Origin of the sequence: Gymnodinialimonas mytili (genome assembly GCF_037544085.1) — a bacterium.
GTDB lineage: Bacteria > Pseudomonadota > Alphaproteobacteria > Rhodobacterales > Rhodobacteraceae > Gymnodinialimonas > Gymnodinialimonas mytili.
Map to the genome: position 1 here is coordinate 1,876,939 of NZ_JBBIFW010000001.1, position 15,315 is coordinate 1,892,253.

The following is a 15,315-nucleotide window of genomic DNA, read 5'->3' on the forward strand; positions in this document are numbered from 1 at the left end:
TTTCTATCACTCTGCCGGGGTTGGCGCCGTGGCGGAACCCGAACCGGGTTTGCCGTGGTCGCCACCGTAGTGAGCGTTGAAGTCTTCTTCGATGGTCTCAGGCTGCGGCAAGGGCTTCTCGATAACGCCCAGCAGCGGCAGGATCACCAGGAAGTAGGCGAACCAATAGGTCGACCCCAAGAGAGCGATGTAGGGATAGATTCCTTCGGCCGGGCGTGCACCCACCCAGGTGAGAACCACAAAGTTCACCACGAAGACCCAGAACCACATCTTGAACATCGGCCGATACCGGCCCGACCGCACGCTGGACGTATCCAACCACGGCGCCAGCGCCATGACCAAGATCGCCCCAAACATTGCGATCACGCCGAAGAACTTCGCATCGACAATGCCGCCAGTGAGGAAATCGACAGCAATCACCAACCAGACCTCGGTGTCGAAGGCACGCAGGATCGCGTAGAAGGGCAGGAAGTACCATTCAGGCACGATATGCGCAGGCGTCGCCAGCGGGTTTGCCTCGATATAGTTATCGGGGTGGCCCAAATAATTGGGCATGAACCCAACGATGGCGAAGAAGATCACCAAGATCACGGCCAGTGCGAACAGATCCTTGATCACGAAATAGGGCCAGAACGGAAGCGTATCCGCCTCGGCTTCTTTCTTTGAGGTGCGGCGCACTTCAACACCGGTCGGGTTGTTGTTGCCCGTGGTGTGGAAGGCCCAAACATGGACAATCACCAGGCCCAGAATGATAAAGGGCAGAAGGTAGTGCAGCGACAGGAAGCGGTTCAGCGTGGCGTTGTCCACGGCAGGTCCGCCCAAAAGCCAGGTTTGGATGCCGTCGCCGATAAACGGGATCGCGCCAAAGAGGCCGGTGATCACGGTCGCACCCCAGAAGGACATCTGACCCCAAGGCAGAACGTAGCCCATGAAGGCCGTTCCCATCATCAGCACGTAGATCAGCATACCGATGATCCATGTGACTTCACGTGGCGCCTTGTAGGAGCCGTAGTAAAGACCGCGGAAAATGTGCAGATAAACCGCAATGAAGAAGAGCGATGCGCCGTTTTGGTGGATGTAGCGGATCGCCCAGCCCCCGTTCACGTTGCGCATGATGTGTTCAACCGAGGCAAAGGCCAGGTCGACATGCGGTGTGTAGTGCATCACCAACAAAACGCCGGTGATGATCTGCATCACCAGGCAAAACACCAACACAATCCCGAAGATCCACATCCAATTCAGGTTCTTGGGTGTGGGGATCATAAGGGTGTCGTACATCAAACCGACGATCGGCAGGCGGCGATGAAGCCACTTTTCGCCGCGTGAATTCGGCTCGTAATGGTCGTGGGGAATTCCAGACATCGGTAGTTCCTCCCTTAACCGAGTAAAATAGTTGCGTCGTCAAGGAACTCTGCCGCTGGAACGGGCAGGTTCTCAGGGGCAGGGCCGCGACGAATGCGGCCTGCAGTATCGTAGTGCGAGCCGTGGCAGGGGCAGAACCATCCACCAAAATCACCGGCGCCTTCGCCGATAGGAACGCAGCCCAGGTGCGTACAGACGCCCTGCATCACCAGCCATTCGCCGGTGTTTTCGCCATCTGGCGTGGTCAGCGTGCGGTTTTCGTCGGTTGCCTCGGCGCCTTCATTGTTGGCGTTCCGCGCATCATCGTCGATCAGTTCGTTCAACTCCACCGCGCGGCCCGCTTCGATTTCCTCCGCCGTACGGCGCCGGATGAAGATGGGCTTACCCAGGAATAGCACCGTCAATTGCGTCCCCTCGCCGACGCCCGATACGTCGACGCGCATCTGACTGGCGGCGCGTGTATCGGCCGACGGGTTCATGGAGTTAACAAGCGGCCATGCGGCCGCGCCTGCTACGACCGCGCCGGTGCCGGCGGTGGCGTAGTACAGAAAGTCCCGGCGATCGCCGGACGGATCCTCTGCTTGTGACACGAGCTTTCTCGTCCTTTCTCTCTGGGTCCAAACGTCTTTGGACCTGGGAAACTGCTAAGATGGCGATAGAATCCGCCCATCACCAAGCTAGGCGTGCTGTTACTGCGTGAAGTTATAGGCGTCCAGCGGACAAACGCGCGCACGGGTGCTGAATTGTCGCAGATTTACAAGTGCTTTCGCGCCACTCTTCACGCGCGCCTTCTCAGATAGCTAGATTGAAAATGCATCAATGTCGTAAAGTTTTTTTCGCCTACCGTCATGGGGCGCGTCGCTTTGGTCAATCGATCGATGGTCGTCAACCTGTCGCGTCGCCACCTGTCGCAAGAAGCATCGCGGCACCTCTCGTGATGCTGGCGATGGACAAATGCGCGCCCGCTTGCGATTCCGTAGTCATGGCGAACCATTTAATCGACGCGCTGCGCGCCCCGTCTCAAGCCCGCTTGGATGAGATTCTGATGGATGGAGGGGTCACCCTTGGGGCCTTTTGGCACGGGGTCGATCAGCTATCGGCGAGCTTGGCCGCCTGCGATGTCCTTCCCGGTGATCGAGTTGCGGTGCAGGTCGCGAAATCCGTCACCGCGTTACAACTCTATCTGGCGACCGTGCAGATCGGCGGAGTGTTCTTGCCACTGAATACAGCTTATACGCTCGACGAAGTTGCGTATTTGGTTGAAAATGCGGAACCGCGCGTGATCGTCTGCGACCCTTCCGCCGCGTCTGAGATGACGGCCCGCCACACCGCCTGTCGGGTTGAAACGCTTGGACCGGATGGTACCGGCAGCATTGTTGAAGACGCCCCTCGCGTTCAACCCGTCGCCCGTGGTCCCGAGGATCTGGCGGCGATCTTATACACATCCGGTACGACGGGCCGCTCGAAAGGCGCGATGCTGTCGCATAGCGCGCTTCTGTCCAATAGCCGGACATTGGCAGAGCTTTGGCAGTTCAACGCGTCTGACACGCTGATCCACGCTTTGCCGATCTTCCACACCCATGGGCTGTTCGTGGCCTCAAACATCGCGCTGCTGTCAGGCGCACGGATGGTCTTTTTGCCGGGCTTCGATACGGATGCGATCCTAGAGGCAATGCCGCGCGCGACGGCGTTGATGGGTGTTCCGACATTCTACACTCGTCTTCTGGGTGATCCCCGGCTCGATCGCGCCCGCGCGGCGAATATGCGGCTGTTTGTCAGCGGATCCGCCCCGCTTTTGGCCGGGACCCATCGCCAATGGGAGGCGCGCACGGGTCATCGCATTCTGGAACGTTACGGGATGACTGAGACGAATATGAACACATCCAACCCGTATAAGGGTGAACGGCGCGCGGGCACGGTTGGGTTCCCGCTGCCGGATGTGGAGTTGCGGATCATGGGGCCGGGCGGCCCCGTCGAAAAAGGGGGTATCGGTGGGATTGAGGTGCGCGGACCAAACGTGTTCTCGGGGTATTGGCGGATGCCCGAAAAGACCGCCGAAGAGCTACGCCCGGATGGCTGGTTTATCACCGGGGATCTGGGGCAGGTCGATGCCGATGGCTATATCACAATTGTTGGGCGGTTGAAGGATCTGATCATTTCGGGCGGGTTCAATATCTACCCGAAAGAGGTGGAAGAGGTGCTGGATGACGTGCCCGGCATCTTGGAAAGTGCTGTGATCGGCGTGCCTCACCCCGATTTCGGAGAGGGTGTCGTGGCCGTCATCGTCGCCGATGGCAGCGTTGCGATTGACGAAAGGGCTGTGCAAGCGGCGGTGTCGGACCGGCTGGCGAAGTTCAAACAACCCAAGCGGGTCTTTGTGGTCGATGCCCTGCCGCGCAACACGATGGGCAAGGTGCAGAAGGCCGCGCTGAGGGCCGAGTATGCCGCGGTGTTTCAGGTCTCGAACAGCTAAAGATCGGCGCGCATCAGGCGGTGCATGATTCCGGACCCATCGTCATATTCCGGCCCCTCCGCAACAAAGCCGAGCCGCCCATAGAACGGGATGGCATAGACCTGGCTTTCCAATTCGGCGCGCGCAAAGCCGCGGGCTTTGGCGTCGGCCATCACGGCGCGCATGATTTGCGCCCCTAGGCCCGTGCCGCGATGGCGCTGCAGCACCGCAACCCGTCCGATCTTTGCGCTGTCATCGCGGGAAATCACCCGCGCCGTTCCGGCGGGGCCGAACGCATCTTCGGCCAGGTAATGCAGCGCTATGGCATCGTAATCGTCCCATTCCTCAGGCTCAGGAATGCGTTGTTCTTCAATGAACACCGCGCGTCGAATGGCAAAGCAGGCCTGTTTTAAGGCGTCGGTTTCAGCCAAGGCAATCTTCACGCAGGGGCCGTTTCAACCATCGAAGGACGCTCGGCAAACTTGGCGTACCAGGCTGCAGCAGCTTCGCGCCCGCTGCGCCAATCCACGTCCGGGAATCGGAAATCCAGATATCCCATCGCGCAGGCGACGCTGATCTGACCCATATCCACAGGCCCATACAGATGGCTCATCCATTGGCGTTCCAAGACGTCAAGCGAGCGATTGATCTTGACCCATTGCGCATCGAACCAGGGTTGGAATTGTATTTCTTCGGGCCGGAACCGTTTTTCGTAGATCATCCCGACGGCGGCCTCCATGATCCCATCGCCGGTAGCTTCCAGCGTCAGTGTTTCCCAAAGGCGCGCGTGCGGGTAGAGGTTTGCCTCGGCACGGTCATCCAGAAACCGGCACACGACATTGCTGTCGTAAATTGTGGGCCCGCTATCGCGAACCAATGCGGGGATCTTCCCAAGTGGGTTGGCAGCGTTGATCTTGTCTTCTCCACCCATGGGCGAGGCGGTCACTTCGACAAAAGGAATATCGGTGATCTCAGCCTCCATCAGCAAAACGCGCGTTTTTCGTACGAAGGGTGAGGCCGGAGAGCCCAGAAGTTCGATCATGTGAGTCGCCTTATCTTGATGCGTGCCAGGGCGGTGCCGTCGATACGGAATTTAGGACCTAACTGACCCAAACGCCAATCCCGTACCATCCGGGCCGAGCCCGAGACCTGGCCCCGCGCGCGGCGTAGACGAAGGCCGCGGGGGGCGCTGTCCATCCGTTGCTCGACCTCGCGCGGAAGGCGACCTCGTGGGATCATCCGTGCTGCGACATAGCCAGCGGCCGCGACCATGCCATAGCGCAACGCGAGCCCTGCAAGAGGCGTTAGGGGAATAGCCATAGCGCGTCCTCCATCCAGATCAGGAATGTCCTGCTTTTAGATGTAGGTAAGCGGGGCGCCCTTGTCTATTGACGGCACACCACCGGTCATCAAAGCGCCCAGGGTTTCGACCTCATGGCCGATGGGGCTGAACTTCACCGCATCGGCAGCTCCTTGGCGGGCTTCGTCGGTTTTATTCTGGTTCAGTTTCCAGGTCGCCTCGACATCTTGCACCTCAAACCGAAACGGCACGATCTGCCGCATCATGCGATCCAAGGTGGCTTTGGTCATTTTATGGGTCGTCCAAGGTGTTTTAGGCGCCAGGCGTTCTTCGAAATGCGCCGAGAGACGGTCAAGATGCGCACGCAGCTGGCCGTCATTCATACGATGGAGCACGCCTTTCAAATGCACAGCCACGTAGTTCCATGTCGGAACTTGATCGGGGGTGTCATACCAATCCGGCGAGATGTAGGCATCCGGCCCGCTGACGGCGATCACCGCAGGGGCCGGGTTGGTTACCTGCCGCGCAATCGGGTTGGAACGCATCAAATGCAATTCTGCCATCGTCCCCTCCGTGTTCAAAGCGAAGGGCACATGGCTGATCATCGGCACCGGATCGCCATTCATACACAACATCCCAAAGCCGCGCTTGTGGCACATAGCGATGTTGGAAAAGCGGGGTTCTTGGCGAAAAGCGGGGTTCTGATGCATCACTGACCTCTAAAACGGGGCGAGGTCCGTACGAGCGGCTTACGCGTGAAGCTGCCGCCCGTCATGACCTTGAATACGCGCAACTATGATCTCGCCTTCTGGCTGATCGTCAGCAAACACAACCTCTGAGAATTGCTCGGTGCGACCCATTCTTGGGTTTTCCAGCAGGATGTGATGTTTCTGCCCTATCTGTTTCGACAGGTGTCGGGAAATCTGGGCCTCTCCCGCGTGACGTAATTGCTTTGCGCGGGCTTTGATTGTGGGGCCGTCGACCTGCGGCATCCGAGCGGCCGGTGTGCCTTTCCGTGGCGAATAGGGAAACACATGGAGCCAGGTCAGATCGCATTCTTCGACCAGCTTCAGGGAATTGTCGAAATGCGCGGCGGTCTCGGTCGGAAAGCCTGCGATGATATCGGCCCCAAAGGTCATATCGGGCCGAAGGCGGCGCGCCTCTTGGCAGAAGGCAATCGCATCGTCGCGCAGATGGCGCCGTTTCATGCGCTTTAGGATCAGATCGTCGCCATGTTGCAGGCTCAGATGCAAATGCGGCATCAACCGTGGCTCGGTTGCAATTGCGTGCATCAGATTGTCGTCGACCTCGATCGAATCGATAGAACTGATGCGCAGGCGCGGCAGGTCAGGGACAAGCTTTAAGATCCGCATGACCAGATCGCCAAGCTTGGGTTCGTTCGGCAGGTCGGCGCCCCAGGATGTCAGATCGACACCGGTCAGAACAATCTCGTTAAATTCGCGGTCTACGAGGCGTTTGATCTGATCCACGACGACGCCCGCCGGGACCGAGCGGCTGTTTCCGCGGCCATAGGGGATGATGCAGAAGGTGCACCGATGATCGCAGCCGTTCTGAACCTGCACGTAAGCGCGAGACCGCGTGCCAAACCCGTCGATCAGATGCGCGGCGGTTTCTTGGACAGACATGATATCGTCTACGCGCACTTTTTCCATGTCGCCAATAAAGTCCCTGGGCAGACGTGCCCAGGTGTTGGGGTCCATTTTTTCTGTGTTGCCGAGGACCAGGTCCACCTCTGCCATCGCATCGAAGGTGGCGGGTTCTGTCTGCGCGGCACAGCCCGTCACGATCAGCTTCGCGCTTGGGTTTTCGCGACGAAGTCTGCGGATATCTTGCCGCGCTTTTCGCACAGCCTCTGCTGTGACGGCGCAGGTATTCACAATGATCGCGTCGCCCAGGCCTGCTTGCGCCGTCATATCGCGCATCGCCTCAGTCTCGTAGGCGTTGAGGCGGCAGCCATGGGTGTGAAAGATCGGCGGCGTGTTGGTCATTTTAACAGCGTTTCCAGGAATTCCGCCGTGAGCGTCGCATCGAACACATGGGCTGTGGGGCCGGTCATCCAAACGCCGTCCTCGCGCCAATCAATTGCGATCTCGCCACCATCCAGCGTCAGGCGCACCTTGCGCCCGGTTAGCCCGCGCCGCGCCGCCGCAACCGCAACCGCGCAAGAGGAGGATCCCGAGGCCAGGGTCACACCGACGCCCCGTTCCCAAACGCGCATCCGTAGGTGATCGGGGCCGACTACTTGGGCGAATTGCACATTGGTGCGTTCCGGAAACAGCGGGTGATGTTCGAAACGCGCGCCAAGCGTGGGCAGATCGACCGCCTCAGCATCCTCAACGAAAAAGGTGCAATGTGGATTGCCCATGCCGGTCGCAACCGGTGTGCCATCAATCGGCAGGTGCAGTGTGTCGCAGGCCTCGCTTAATGGGATTGAGGCCCAATCCAGCCCGGGTTTGCCCATATTCACCGAGGTCAGCCCATCGCCTGCATCGACGGCGTGCAGGATGCCGCGTTCGGTGCGAATCGTGATCGCATCGCGTCCCGTCAGAGTTATCTCGCGCCGTGCGATACAGCGGGTGGCGTTCCCGCAAGCGCCCGATTGACTGCCATCCGAGTTCCAAAAGGTCAGCGCGATATCGGTATGTTGGTCGTCATCGATCACGGCCAACTGATCGAGTCCCACGCCGCGATGCCGGTCGCCCAAGGCCCTCACCAGATCTGCCGAGACCGATACGGCGCTCGCGCGCGCATCAATGACGACAAAATCATTGCCGAGGCCATGCATCTTCATGAAGGGCAGGCCGGTGTATGGGGTCGGATCAGACATAGCGCGCATATACGCGCTGGCGTTGAATGTTCAAACACTTCGTCCGGATTTTCGCTTGACGGGGCACGGGCACGGCCATAGGTAAGCGCCCCTGAGTGGGCCCGTAGCTCAGTTGGTAGAGCAGTTGACTTTTAATCAATTGGTCACAGGTTCGAATCCTGTCGGGCTCACCATTTTTCAATGCAATGTGACGGCTCGTGATGTTTGACCACTCGGGTCATGTTTTTGGTCATTATGGTCGCTAAGTTTAGTTATTTGCCAGTTTAAGTGCGTTGGCTGGCTGAAATACCTGGCAACAGCAAGCAAGTGCGAAATCGCCTCTAGCTTACCGTTGACCAAGGTACACATCGCTGAGATGGTGCCTGTCGATCCTGCCATTCGCTACGACTGGAAAGTCTCGGCGAAAGCGAAACCACAGTCTGCGGACGAAGCCGACATCTAAGGTCATCTAGTGAATGGCTGCTTCTGTCGCACTTGCTGAGTAGACTTGGGTCTAGTTTTACCCAGACCCAAGCCTCTTAGTTGATACCGCGTTCGGCCAGAAAGCTGGAAATCGCTGATGCGATGAAGGGACCTTCCTCCTCAAGTGGCCAGTGTCCGGTCTCCAAAAGGTGGATCTCAACGTCATTGGCGTCGTTTGCGAATGCTTCTGCGCCAGCAGGCGTGAAGAATGCGTCATTCTGGCCCCAGGTCACAAGAACTGGCGGTTGATGCTCGCGCATGTATGCCTGCCAATCGGGATACGCGGCAATGTTGCTGGTATAGTCGGTCAGCAGGTCCAGGTGCATCTTAGTTTGACCGGGCTGTTGAAGACGCTCCAGGTCGAGCAACCAGTTGTCAGGCAAAATGCCATCTGGGTTACGCGTGCCATGTGTGTACTGCCATTGCATCGCCTGCGGGTTAAACATGCTTGCGGCAACCTGCGCATCAACTTCGGGCGTCCTGTTTTCCCAAAGCGCTTGAAGCGGACCGCTGGCATCGGGACTGACACCTTCCAAGTAGGCGTTGCCGTTTTGGATGAGCAAGGCAGTCACGCGCTCCGGATGCTCCAGCGCCACACGGAAACCAACCGGTGCGCCATAGTCGTGCATGACCAACGCATACTCAGAAATACCGCGCTGTTCGAGCAGTGTGTCGATGTGATGCGCGAGGTTATCGAACGTGTAGTCGAAACTGTCTGGCGACGGAAACGCACTCGACCCGAAGCCCGGATAGTCTGGCGCAAAGACATAATAGGTCTCGCTCAGATCGCGGATAAGATTGCGATACTGATGAGAAGAGCTTGGGAAGCCATGTAACATGACAATGGCAGGGTTTGATGGATCACCCGCTTCGCGAAAAAACAGGCTCACGCCCTCTACGTCTTCATATCCATACCGCGTGGCCGTCGTGTCGGCGTGCGCGTGTTGAGGCGAAAGGGCAAAGGCCAGTGCGACCGTCCCGATAAATGTGAAAGCCTTGCGGATCGTCTCAAGATGAGTGCCGGGCCATGCGCGAGAAATCGAATTGTTCATGTCTTCTTCTCCTGACAGGTTTCTGCCGGTTAGGGCTTGCATCAAGCAGTGCCCATGATCTCCGAAACGGGTTTGATCTTTGGGAATCCTTCGAGGGCTTCCAAGCGGGCCAGCCAAGCGCGGACATTTGGGTAGGCGTCCAGCGGCACGCCGGCTTCTTCGACGGCTGCGATGTAACCGTAATTGGCGACATCTGCGATTGTTGGTCCTGCTCCGACCAGCCAATCATTCTGAGCCAAGTGCGGCTCAAAGAGCGTTTTCATCAAAACATGGGTCTTCTCGACGGCTCCGTCATAGTCGATTGGCACACCGAAGAACTTAGCGATCCGCGCGCCGCAGGGACCTTCGAATACCTCTTTGACACTTGTCGCGAGCCATTCCTGAACCTTTGCCGCGAGCGCCGGGTCAGTCGGCGACCATGTGCGGGCAGGGTCATGTTTCAGGGCAAGGTACGTGAGAATGGCGGTTGAATCCCGTAGGACGACTTCCCCGTCCTGAAGCGTTGGCACCTGACCGACCGGGTTGAGCCTGATGTATTCGGGCTGCTTATGCGCCCCGCTTTGGAGATCGACAATGATGGTTTCGTAGTCGATGCCCAAAAGTGAGAGCATCGCGGTTGCACGGTGGGCATGGCCGGAAACAGGGTGATCGTAGAGTTTCATGATGTGATCCTTACTGGGTGAGGTGCTGCAGGTTTTGGGTCAGCCAGTCAGCATAGGAGGTGAGCTTGAGACCGAAGCGTTCTTCGATTTGCTGAGCGTCCGCCACGAAACCGGGCTGGAACTGGTCCGGGTTGGCTTGGATGCCGCCGTACATTCCGGCAATCATCCCGGCTACCGTTGGTCCCGCCAATTGCGCAAGCTGGCGTTCAAATTCCGCGGCTGGCATCGTTTCAAAGGTCACGGCGCGACCAAGAACTTCGCTGGTGATCCTGGCGAGGTCATCGCCGTCAAGCGCTGCGGGTCCACCCAGGGTGACAACCTCATTGGGAAGGTCGCCGAGAAGGGCCCGGTCCGCGACACGTCCAAAGTCGGCAGCCGCGCCCCATTGCATCTTAAAGGTGGCGGGAGTGGGATAAGGCAGCAGGCCCCTCGACAAGCCCTCTGTCGTCCACGGCCCCAGCAGGTTTTCCATATAGGTAATTGGCGTCAAACCGAGGAAAGAGAAACCGCCGTCCTGTAGGGCGCGCAAAAGAATAGCGCCCGGATCGGTCTGCGAGCTTGGGTCCATGATCGGACCACCTGTGTTCCAGACGATCCGGTTTATCCCGGCATCCTTGGCCGCTTGAAGGGCGTTCATGCCAAAGGCATTACGGTCATCATCCGCACCTGTGATCAGGGGAACATGCAGAAACAGGGCGTCTTGCCCTTCACTTGCCCGACGCAGCGCGTCAATGTCGGACATATCGCCAACGACTGTCTCGACACCGGTGTCTTTCCAACGCTGCGCCCCGCTTTCAGAGCGTGTGAAGGCACGGACTTCATGTCCTGCGTCCACAAGCGCCCGCGTTCCCGCCGCCATCTGTGCGCCATTCGCGCCGTAAGCCAAGATTTCAGTGCCATGTCAGTTTTCCTTGAAAGGGGTCAGACCAGGGCTGACCGGTGATGTTTCGACGAATTTCCAGCGCAAGGCTGTCGCGCCCGGGTATCGTCTGACGCGGGTGATCTCGATCCGCATGAGACGCTGCGCACCGGGGTACAAAGCGATTTCTTTGGGGGTCTCGATCAGCGTAGCGCGCCCATGCAAATGCAGCTGATCGCCGGTCTCGAAATCCAAGAACAGCAAGGCGGCTTCTGGGTTGAGCAGCAGGTTGCCAAGGGTGTTGAAAAGATAATTGCCCTTGTAGTCGGGTATTGTGATGGAGTTCGGTCCATCGACGGTGACGAAGCCAGGCTGGCCGCCACGATGGTTTACATCCACGCCTTCGTAGGGCGCGTTCGAGCCATCGCTGACATAGGATGCAATCAGAAAGGTGTCCGCCGCCTGAATGACCGCCGCGTCCGAAGCGTCCAACGTTCCTCAACAGCAATGGCGCCGGTGGAAACGCCGCGATCAGAGATTTCGCGCAAATTGATGTATTTGGGGCAGTTTCCGTAACTTTGGATGACAGTGATCGTGAGCGATGTTTCATCTATTGCGGAAATGCGTCCGTGCATCCGATTCCGGCGACGGTTGGACAAGTCCAGCCCCACAACGCCTGCAGGCTGGCCAACCGCGAGTGCATCAAATGCGATGATACCCTCGCGGTTGGCAGTCGTGATCACGAGTTTTGTCGGATCGGGGGAGGAAGCGAAACCGACCGGTCCCGTGACAATGGACGCATGAGGTGCGCCGCTTTTATCAACCGTTCCCAGAAAGATGTATTCCAGACCTTCGAAAAATTCACGATGCTGGTCCGGCATGAAGTCCCGCATCATGTGCTGCGTCAGCACGTCGATCTTGGCCCGCATTCCGGTCTGTTCCTGCAGACGCAATTCGCCTCTGTGAAAATGCTCTTTGGTCATGTGTCTCTCTCCGGGGAGGTGCGATCAGGCGAGGCTTGGAGGTCCGTTGGGGCAGTCGATCAGATAGCCCCAGCCGCCGTTTTCCAGCCTTTTGGCAACTTCGGTGGATTGCCCTTCGGCCATCACTGTGCCGTCAGGCGCGATGACGCTCCAATTCGCTCGCAGCATGGCAATGTCACCAACGATGATTTCGCTGAACACCTCGCTTTCGATCCGAGGTCGCAGCTCCAAAAAGCCTTCGAACGCTGCACGCGCGCCCGCAGTCCCTGTTGCTGGTGGTTGATCCGGTGGAAAGAAAATCTGAGCGTCGGGGTGGAACATTGAGGTAATTCCCTCAAGGTCCCCCTCTTGGAGATAGGCGCTGACGCAGTCGGCGATTTCGCGGGGTTGATGGGCAATACGCTGGGTCATGTTAAGCTCCTGAGCGTTTTGTGAGAGTTTGGAAGTTCAGAAGTCGAAAGACCCGGCATCGCGTTCGTGTGCGGGCAGCCACGTTTCTTGGATATGAAGCCAAGTGATTGGGTCGGTCATTTCAACTAGAACCGACGTGCGACGCGCGTTGTTGGCATCAGGCGACAGTGTCGCACCGGTCTGCCATTCCGTGTATGTCGCGAGCGCGAGTTCCCCTCGGAAATAGCGGAGGTCGACATTCCGGATATGGCTGCGGAAGTTGGAATTCGTTCCATATCCACGGCCAAAACCTTCGCGGATGATTTCCGTAGTCATCACTGAGCCTTCCGGCGGAATAAACTGTACGTCGTTGTGAAGTCGCGACAGGAAACGCGGTTCAAGTTGATCGCGGTCAACGGTGCCGTTGAACCATCCGGTGAAGAAATTGTGCAGATCGACGATCTCTTTGTTGACGATTGCAAGGGGTGTCACATCTCTGCTCCGGTTAGTTGGTTGATGGTTTGGCCGCGCCGCCTTGGCGCGACCAAAAGACGACTTAAGCAGGCCCGTTATTGTCCATGTCGAGGAACATCCTCCACGCGCCACTCTCGTCACGCTTGTAGCCAAGCACCAACCGACCTTCGGGGCTTTTGACCTCACCGGTATCGCGCATTTTCATGGTGCCGTAGAAGCGACCGGACACGATAACGGTGTCGCCATAATCCTGAAGCTCTTCGATGTCGTAGCCCGAAGTGATTTCAGCGGCAGCAATGCGCGGGTTGTACTTGTCGCGAATGGCTTGCGTGCCAACCGTGACAGGCTGGCGCTCGTTGATGGTCATGACATCCGGATGGCAGGACGCCACCATGCGCTCGATGTCACCGCTGTCGAGGCCATTGTTCCATTCGTCAATTGCGGCTTGGATTTCGTCACGTACAGTCATTGTCTTACTCCGATGTTTTGGGTTGATGGGCTTCGAAGAATTGGCCAACGACCATTTCTTCGATTTGACCAAGGAAAGCCTGGGTTGAAGGACGCTTCGCGAACTCTGGCGTCACCCGTTTGGCGGTCTCGTGGTCTGGAAACGTGAAAATGTCTGCGTAGAGCGTTTGGCGAGATTGATCGGTTGTCACTAAGGTTTCCCATGATGTCACACCATCGAGGGTGACAAAGTCTTTGCGGGCAGCTTCGCGGATCGCATCGACTTTTGGGTCATCTTTCATCTTGAGAATGAAAATCTCGGTGATCTCAGCCATTGGTTCTTCCCTCGTTTTGCGTCTTGCTGAGAACCTAGGATACTGCTACCGTAAGGATAAACCGTCTTATTCCTGACATTTTGATCGAAAAAACGAACAATGGCCCGTGGTAGTTTTGGAGATATCCGCGTCTTTGTTGAAGTCGCGCGGCGCGGAGGTTTCCGCGCGGCAGCCGAACATCTTCAACAAGCTCCGGCATCGGTGAGTGAAGCTGTGCAACGGTTTGAGGATCGCCTTGGCGTCCGGTTGCTCGAACGATCGTCCCGGTCGGTTGCACTCACGCCCATTGGCGAACAGTTCTATGCGAAAAGCCTGCCAGCCATTGTCGAGCTTGAAGGGGCGATGAACGACTTGGACGAACAGAAGGACGAGGTCACGGGCACTCTTCGCCTGACGGCCCCGTATAGTGCAGGTCCGTTCTTTCTGGATGATCTGGTTGCGCGGTATGCCCTTGAATATCCGGGCGTCAACGTAGAGCTCATTTACGACGACAAGAAGGTGGACCTTCTCACGTCTGGCATTGATGCGGCCATTCGGTCGAATACGCTACTCGGGCCAGATACCCACGCCGTACCCGTTGGGCCAGAGTTGGCAATGACCATCGTGGCATCGCTGCAATATCTGGAACAGAACGGCAGGCCAGAAATTCCAAAGGACATCTTGGATCATGACGCGATTTGCTACGCCTTCGGTATGGGAGGGCAACACGCACCATGGTGCTTCGATGGGCCGGACGGAGCCTACACGATGCAGCCGAAACCTCGCATGGTTGCAAACGATATGCGGTCTTTGGTGAACTATGCAAAACAAGGGCTTGGGTTGGCTTACCTCTATCGAGAAATCGCCGTGCCGCATCTCGGAGAAGATAGCTTAACGGAAGTGCTAAGCGATCACCTTGCTCAATTGCCGCGTTACTCTCTGAACTATCGCAGTAAGCGCAACATGGCTCGTAGACTAAGAGCTTTTGTGGATATGGCAAAAGCATCGTCGGCGCAGCGATAACGGACGTTCGACGGTCGCGCGGCATTTGTGAATTTGGGCTCGGAACCGACCTTAGAACTGGCGCAGCATGCTTGGGTCAGGCGCGTCCCGTTCTGGTGAGGACGGCCCAAAGCCGTCTTTTCCTAGCTTCACACCAATGTCGGCTTTGTTGCTAGCCTGATCGTTCCGAAGCATCACGAAGCCGTTCAAGGGCAGACGTCCAATAGCGCTCATACTTGGTGAGCCACGGTGCCAGACTTTCTTCGAGAACCTTCGCGTTGACGCGGTAATATTGGTGGCGACCCTCTCGGGCCGCTGACACGAGATCTGCTGCGCGCAATACCATTAGGTGTTTCGAGAGGGACTGTTGCATTAATAGGCTCCGCGGATCAATCTCGGCGCTTTGAGGTCGCGGATGCCACGTAGATCGCCGTTCAAACATCACCGTTTCCCGCGTGACGTCATCCTTTGCGCGGTGCGTTGGTACCTGTGCTATCCGCTGTCTTACCAGGATGTTGTGGATCTCTTGGCCGAGCGCAGCATCATTGTTGATCGCTCAACTGTGTATCGCTGGGTTCAGAAATTCGGCCCATTCCGGACCTTCGACCTTCCGTCAGGATGCTGCGGTGCCGACCATCAAAGCAGATGGGGTGGATGGCTCCCGCTCCCAGGCGTCGTAATGCGCCATGTTGCAGGTGTCATGATCAG

At 57.7% G+C, this 15,315-nt stretch carries 19 protein-coding genes, 1 tRNA gene and 1 pseudogene; 4 read left to right on the top strand and 17 right to left on the bottom strand.

The window, feature by feature from the left end; translation table 11 throughout:
* Positions 1 to 6: 6 nt before the first annotated feature.
* Together V8J82_RS09305 and petA are read right to left on the bottom strand one after the other, a co-directional pair.
* A complete protein-coding gene (locus tag V8J82_RS09305; protein WP_339974439.1) occupies positions 7 to 1,362 on the bottom strand; it encodes a cytochrome b in 1,356 nt (451 codons plus the stop codon).
* A gap of 14 nt (positions 1,363 to 1,376) precedes the next feature.
* On the bottom strand, positions 1,377 to 1,952 hold the full coding sequence (petA, locus tag V8J82_RS09310; RefSeq protein ID WP_339974441.1) for a ubiquinol-cytochrome c reductase iron-sulfur subunit: 576 nt from the start codon (positions 1,950 to 1,952) through the stop codon (positions 1,377 to 1,379).
* Positions 1,953 to 2,344: 392 nt separating this feature from the next.
* On the opposite strand from petA, the gene V8J82_RS09315 reads away from it, so the two are divergent.
* Positions 2,345 to 3,835: a malonate--CoA ligase gene (locus V8J82_RS09315; protein WP_339974443.1), complete on the top strand. Its 1,491-nt coding sequence runs from the start codon at positions 2,345 to 2,347 to the stop codon at positions 3,833 to 3,835.
* On the opposite strand, the gene V8J82_RS09320 is transcribed toward V8J82_RS09315, so the two are convergent.
* Genes V8J82_RS09320 through dapF form a run of 6 tightly spaced genes read right to left on the bottom strand, consistent with a single transcriptional unit; the run spans position 3,832 to position 7,971 of the window.
* Positions 3,832 to 4,257 carry a GNAT family N-acetyltransferase gene (locus V8J82_RS09320; RefSeq protein ID WP_339974445.1) on the bottom strand — a complete coding sequence of 142 codons (426 nt, stop codon included), beginning with the start codon at positions 4,255 to 4,257 and terminating at the stop codon, positions 3,832 to 3,834. The two genes, V8J82_RS09315 and V8J82_RS09320, sit on opposite strands and share 4 nt — an antisense overlap.
* Positions 4,254 to 4,853, bottom strand: a complete 600-nt coding sequence (locus tag V8J82_RS09325) for a glutathione S-transferase family protein (RefSeq protein ID WP_339974577.1) — start codon at positions 4,851 to 4,853, stop codon at positions 4,254 to 4,256. Before V8J82_RS09325 ends, V8J82_RS09320 begins: the two co-directional genes overlap by 4 nt.
* Positions 4,853 to 5,134: a hypothetical protein gene (locus tag V8J82_RS09330; RefSeq protein ID WP_339974448.1), complete on the bottom strand. Its 282-nt coding sequence runs from the start codon at positions 5,132 to 5,134 to the stop codon at positions 4,853 to 4,855. The genes V8J82_RS09325 and V8J82_RS09330 overlap by 1 nt, the downstream gene beginning before the upstream one ends.
* Positions 5,135 to 5,170: 36 nt before the next feature.
* A complete protein-coding gene (locus V8J82_RS09335) occupies positions 5,171 to 5,824 on the bottom strand; it encodes an FMN-binding negative transcriptional regulator (protein WP_339974450.1) in 654 nt (217 codons plus the stop codon).
* A gap of 39 nt (positions 5,825 to 5,863) precedes the next feature.
* Positions 5,864 to 7,123: a tRNA (N(6)-L-threonylcarbamoyladenosine(37)-C(2))-methylthiotransferase MtaB gene (mtaB, locus tag V8J82_RS09340; RefSeq protein WP_339974452.1), complete on the bottom strand. Its 1,260-nt coding sequence runs from the start codon at positions 7,121 to 7,123 to the stop codon at positions 5,864 to 5,866.
* Positions 7,120 to 7,971, bottom strand: coding sequence for a diaminopimelate epimerase (dapF, locus tag V8J82_RS09345; protein WP_339974454.1), 852 nt, complete (start codon positions 7,969 to 7,971; stop codon positions 7,120 to 7,122). The genes mtaB and dapF overlap by 4 nt, the downstream gene beginning before the upstream one ends.
* Positions 7,972 to 8,059: 88 nt before the next feature.
* On the opposite strand from dapF, the gene V8J82_RS09350 reads away from it, so the two are divergent.
* A tRNA-Lys gene (locus V8J82_RS09350) sits at positions 8,060 to 8,135 on the top strand.
* 345 nt (positions 8,136 to 8,480) lie between these two features.
* Here the strand turns inward: V8J82_RS09350 and V8J82_RS09355 are convergent.
* From V8J82_RS09355 to V8J82_RS09395, 9 genes are all read right to left on the bottom strand, one after another.
* Positions 8,481 to 9,476: an alpha/beta fold hydrolase gene (locus V8J82_RS09355; RefSeq protein ID WP_339974456.1), complete on the bottom strand. Its 996-nt coding sequence runs from the start codon at positions 9,474 to 9,476 to the stop codon at positions 8,481 to 8,483.
* 41 nt (positions 9,477 to 9,517) lie between these two features.
* Positions 9,518 to 10,138 carry a glutathione S-transferase family protein gene (locus V8J82_RS09360; RefSeq protein ID WP_339974458.1) on the bottom strand — a complete coding sequence of 207 codons (621 nt, stop codon included), beginning with the start codon at positions 10,136 to 10,138 and terminating at the stop codon, positions 9,518 to 9,520.
* A gap of 10 nt (positions 10,139 to 10,148) precedes the next feature.
* Positions 10,149 to 11,024, bottom strand: a complete 876-nt coding sequence (locus tag V8J82_RS09365) for an SDR family oxidoreductase (protein ID WP_339974460.1) — start codon at positions 11,022 to 11,024, stop codon at positions 10,149 to 10,151.
* Between the two features lie 15 nt (positions 11,025 to 11,039).
* Positions 11,040 to 11,489 (bottom strand): pyridoxamine 5'-phosphate oxidase family protein, encoded by a 450-nt coding sequence (locus V8J82_RS09370; RefSeq protein ID WP_339974462.1) that lies wholly within the window; start codon positions 11,487 to 11,489, stop codon positions 11,040 to 11,042.
* The gene (locus V8J82_RS09375; RefSeq protein WP_339974464.1) at positions 11,441 to 11,980 is read right to left on the bottom strand and encodes a pyridoxamine 5'-phosphate oxidase family protein; all 540 of its coding nucleotides are present in this window, start codon (positions 11,978 to 11,980) and stop codon (positions 11,441 to 11,443) included. The genes V8J82_RS09370 and V8J82_RS09375 overlap by 49 nt, the downstream gene beginning before the upstream one ends.
* Before the next feature lie 24 nt (positions 11,981 to 12,004).
* Complete coding sequence (locus V8J82_RS09380; RefSeq protein WP_339974466.1) at positions 12,005 to 12,391, bottom strand: YybH family protein; 387 nt, start codon at positions 12,389 to 12,391, stop codon at positions 12,005 to 12,007.
* Between the two features lie 36 nt (positions 12,392 to 12,427).
* Positions 12,428 to 12,862, bottom strand: a complete 435-nt coding sequence (locus tag V8J82_RS09385) for a hypothetical protein (protein WP_339974468.1) — start codon at positions 12,860 to 12,862, stop codon at positions 12,428 to 12,430.
* 64 nt (positions 12,863 to 12,926) lie between these two features.
* A complete protein-coding gene (locus V8J82_RS09390; protein ID WP_339974471.1) occupies positions 12,927 to 13,313 on the bottom strand; it encodes a YybH family protein in 387 nt (128 codons plus the stop codon).
* Between the two features lie 4 nt (positions 13,314 to 13,317).
* Positions 13,318 to 13,626: a hypothetical protein gene (locus V8J82_RS09395; protein WP_339974473.1), complete on the bottom strand. Its 309-nt coding sequence runs from the start codon at positions 13,624 to 13,626 to the stop codon at positions 13,318 to 13,320.
* 99 nt (positions 13,627 to 13,725) lie between these two features.
* Between V8J82_RS09395 and V8J82_RS09400 the strand changes: the two genes are divergently transcribed.
* Both V8J82_RS09400 and V8J82_RS09405 read left to right on the top strand, forming a co-directional pair.
* Complete coding sequence (locus V8J82_RS09400) at positions 13,726 to 14,628, top strand: LysR family transcriptional regulator (RefSeq protein ID WP_339974475.1); 903 nt, start codon at positions 13,726 to 13,728, stop codon at positions 14,626 to 14,628.
* A 394-nt stretch (positions 14,629 to 15,022) separates the two neighbouring features.
* Positions 15,023 to 15,199: pseudogene (locus V8J82_RS09405) on the top strand (IS6 family transposase); the annotation flags it as partial.
* Positions 15,200 to 15,315: the final 116 nt, after the last annotated feature.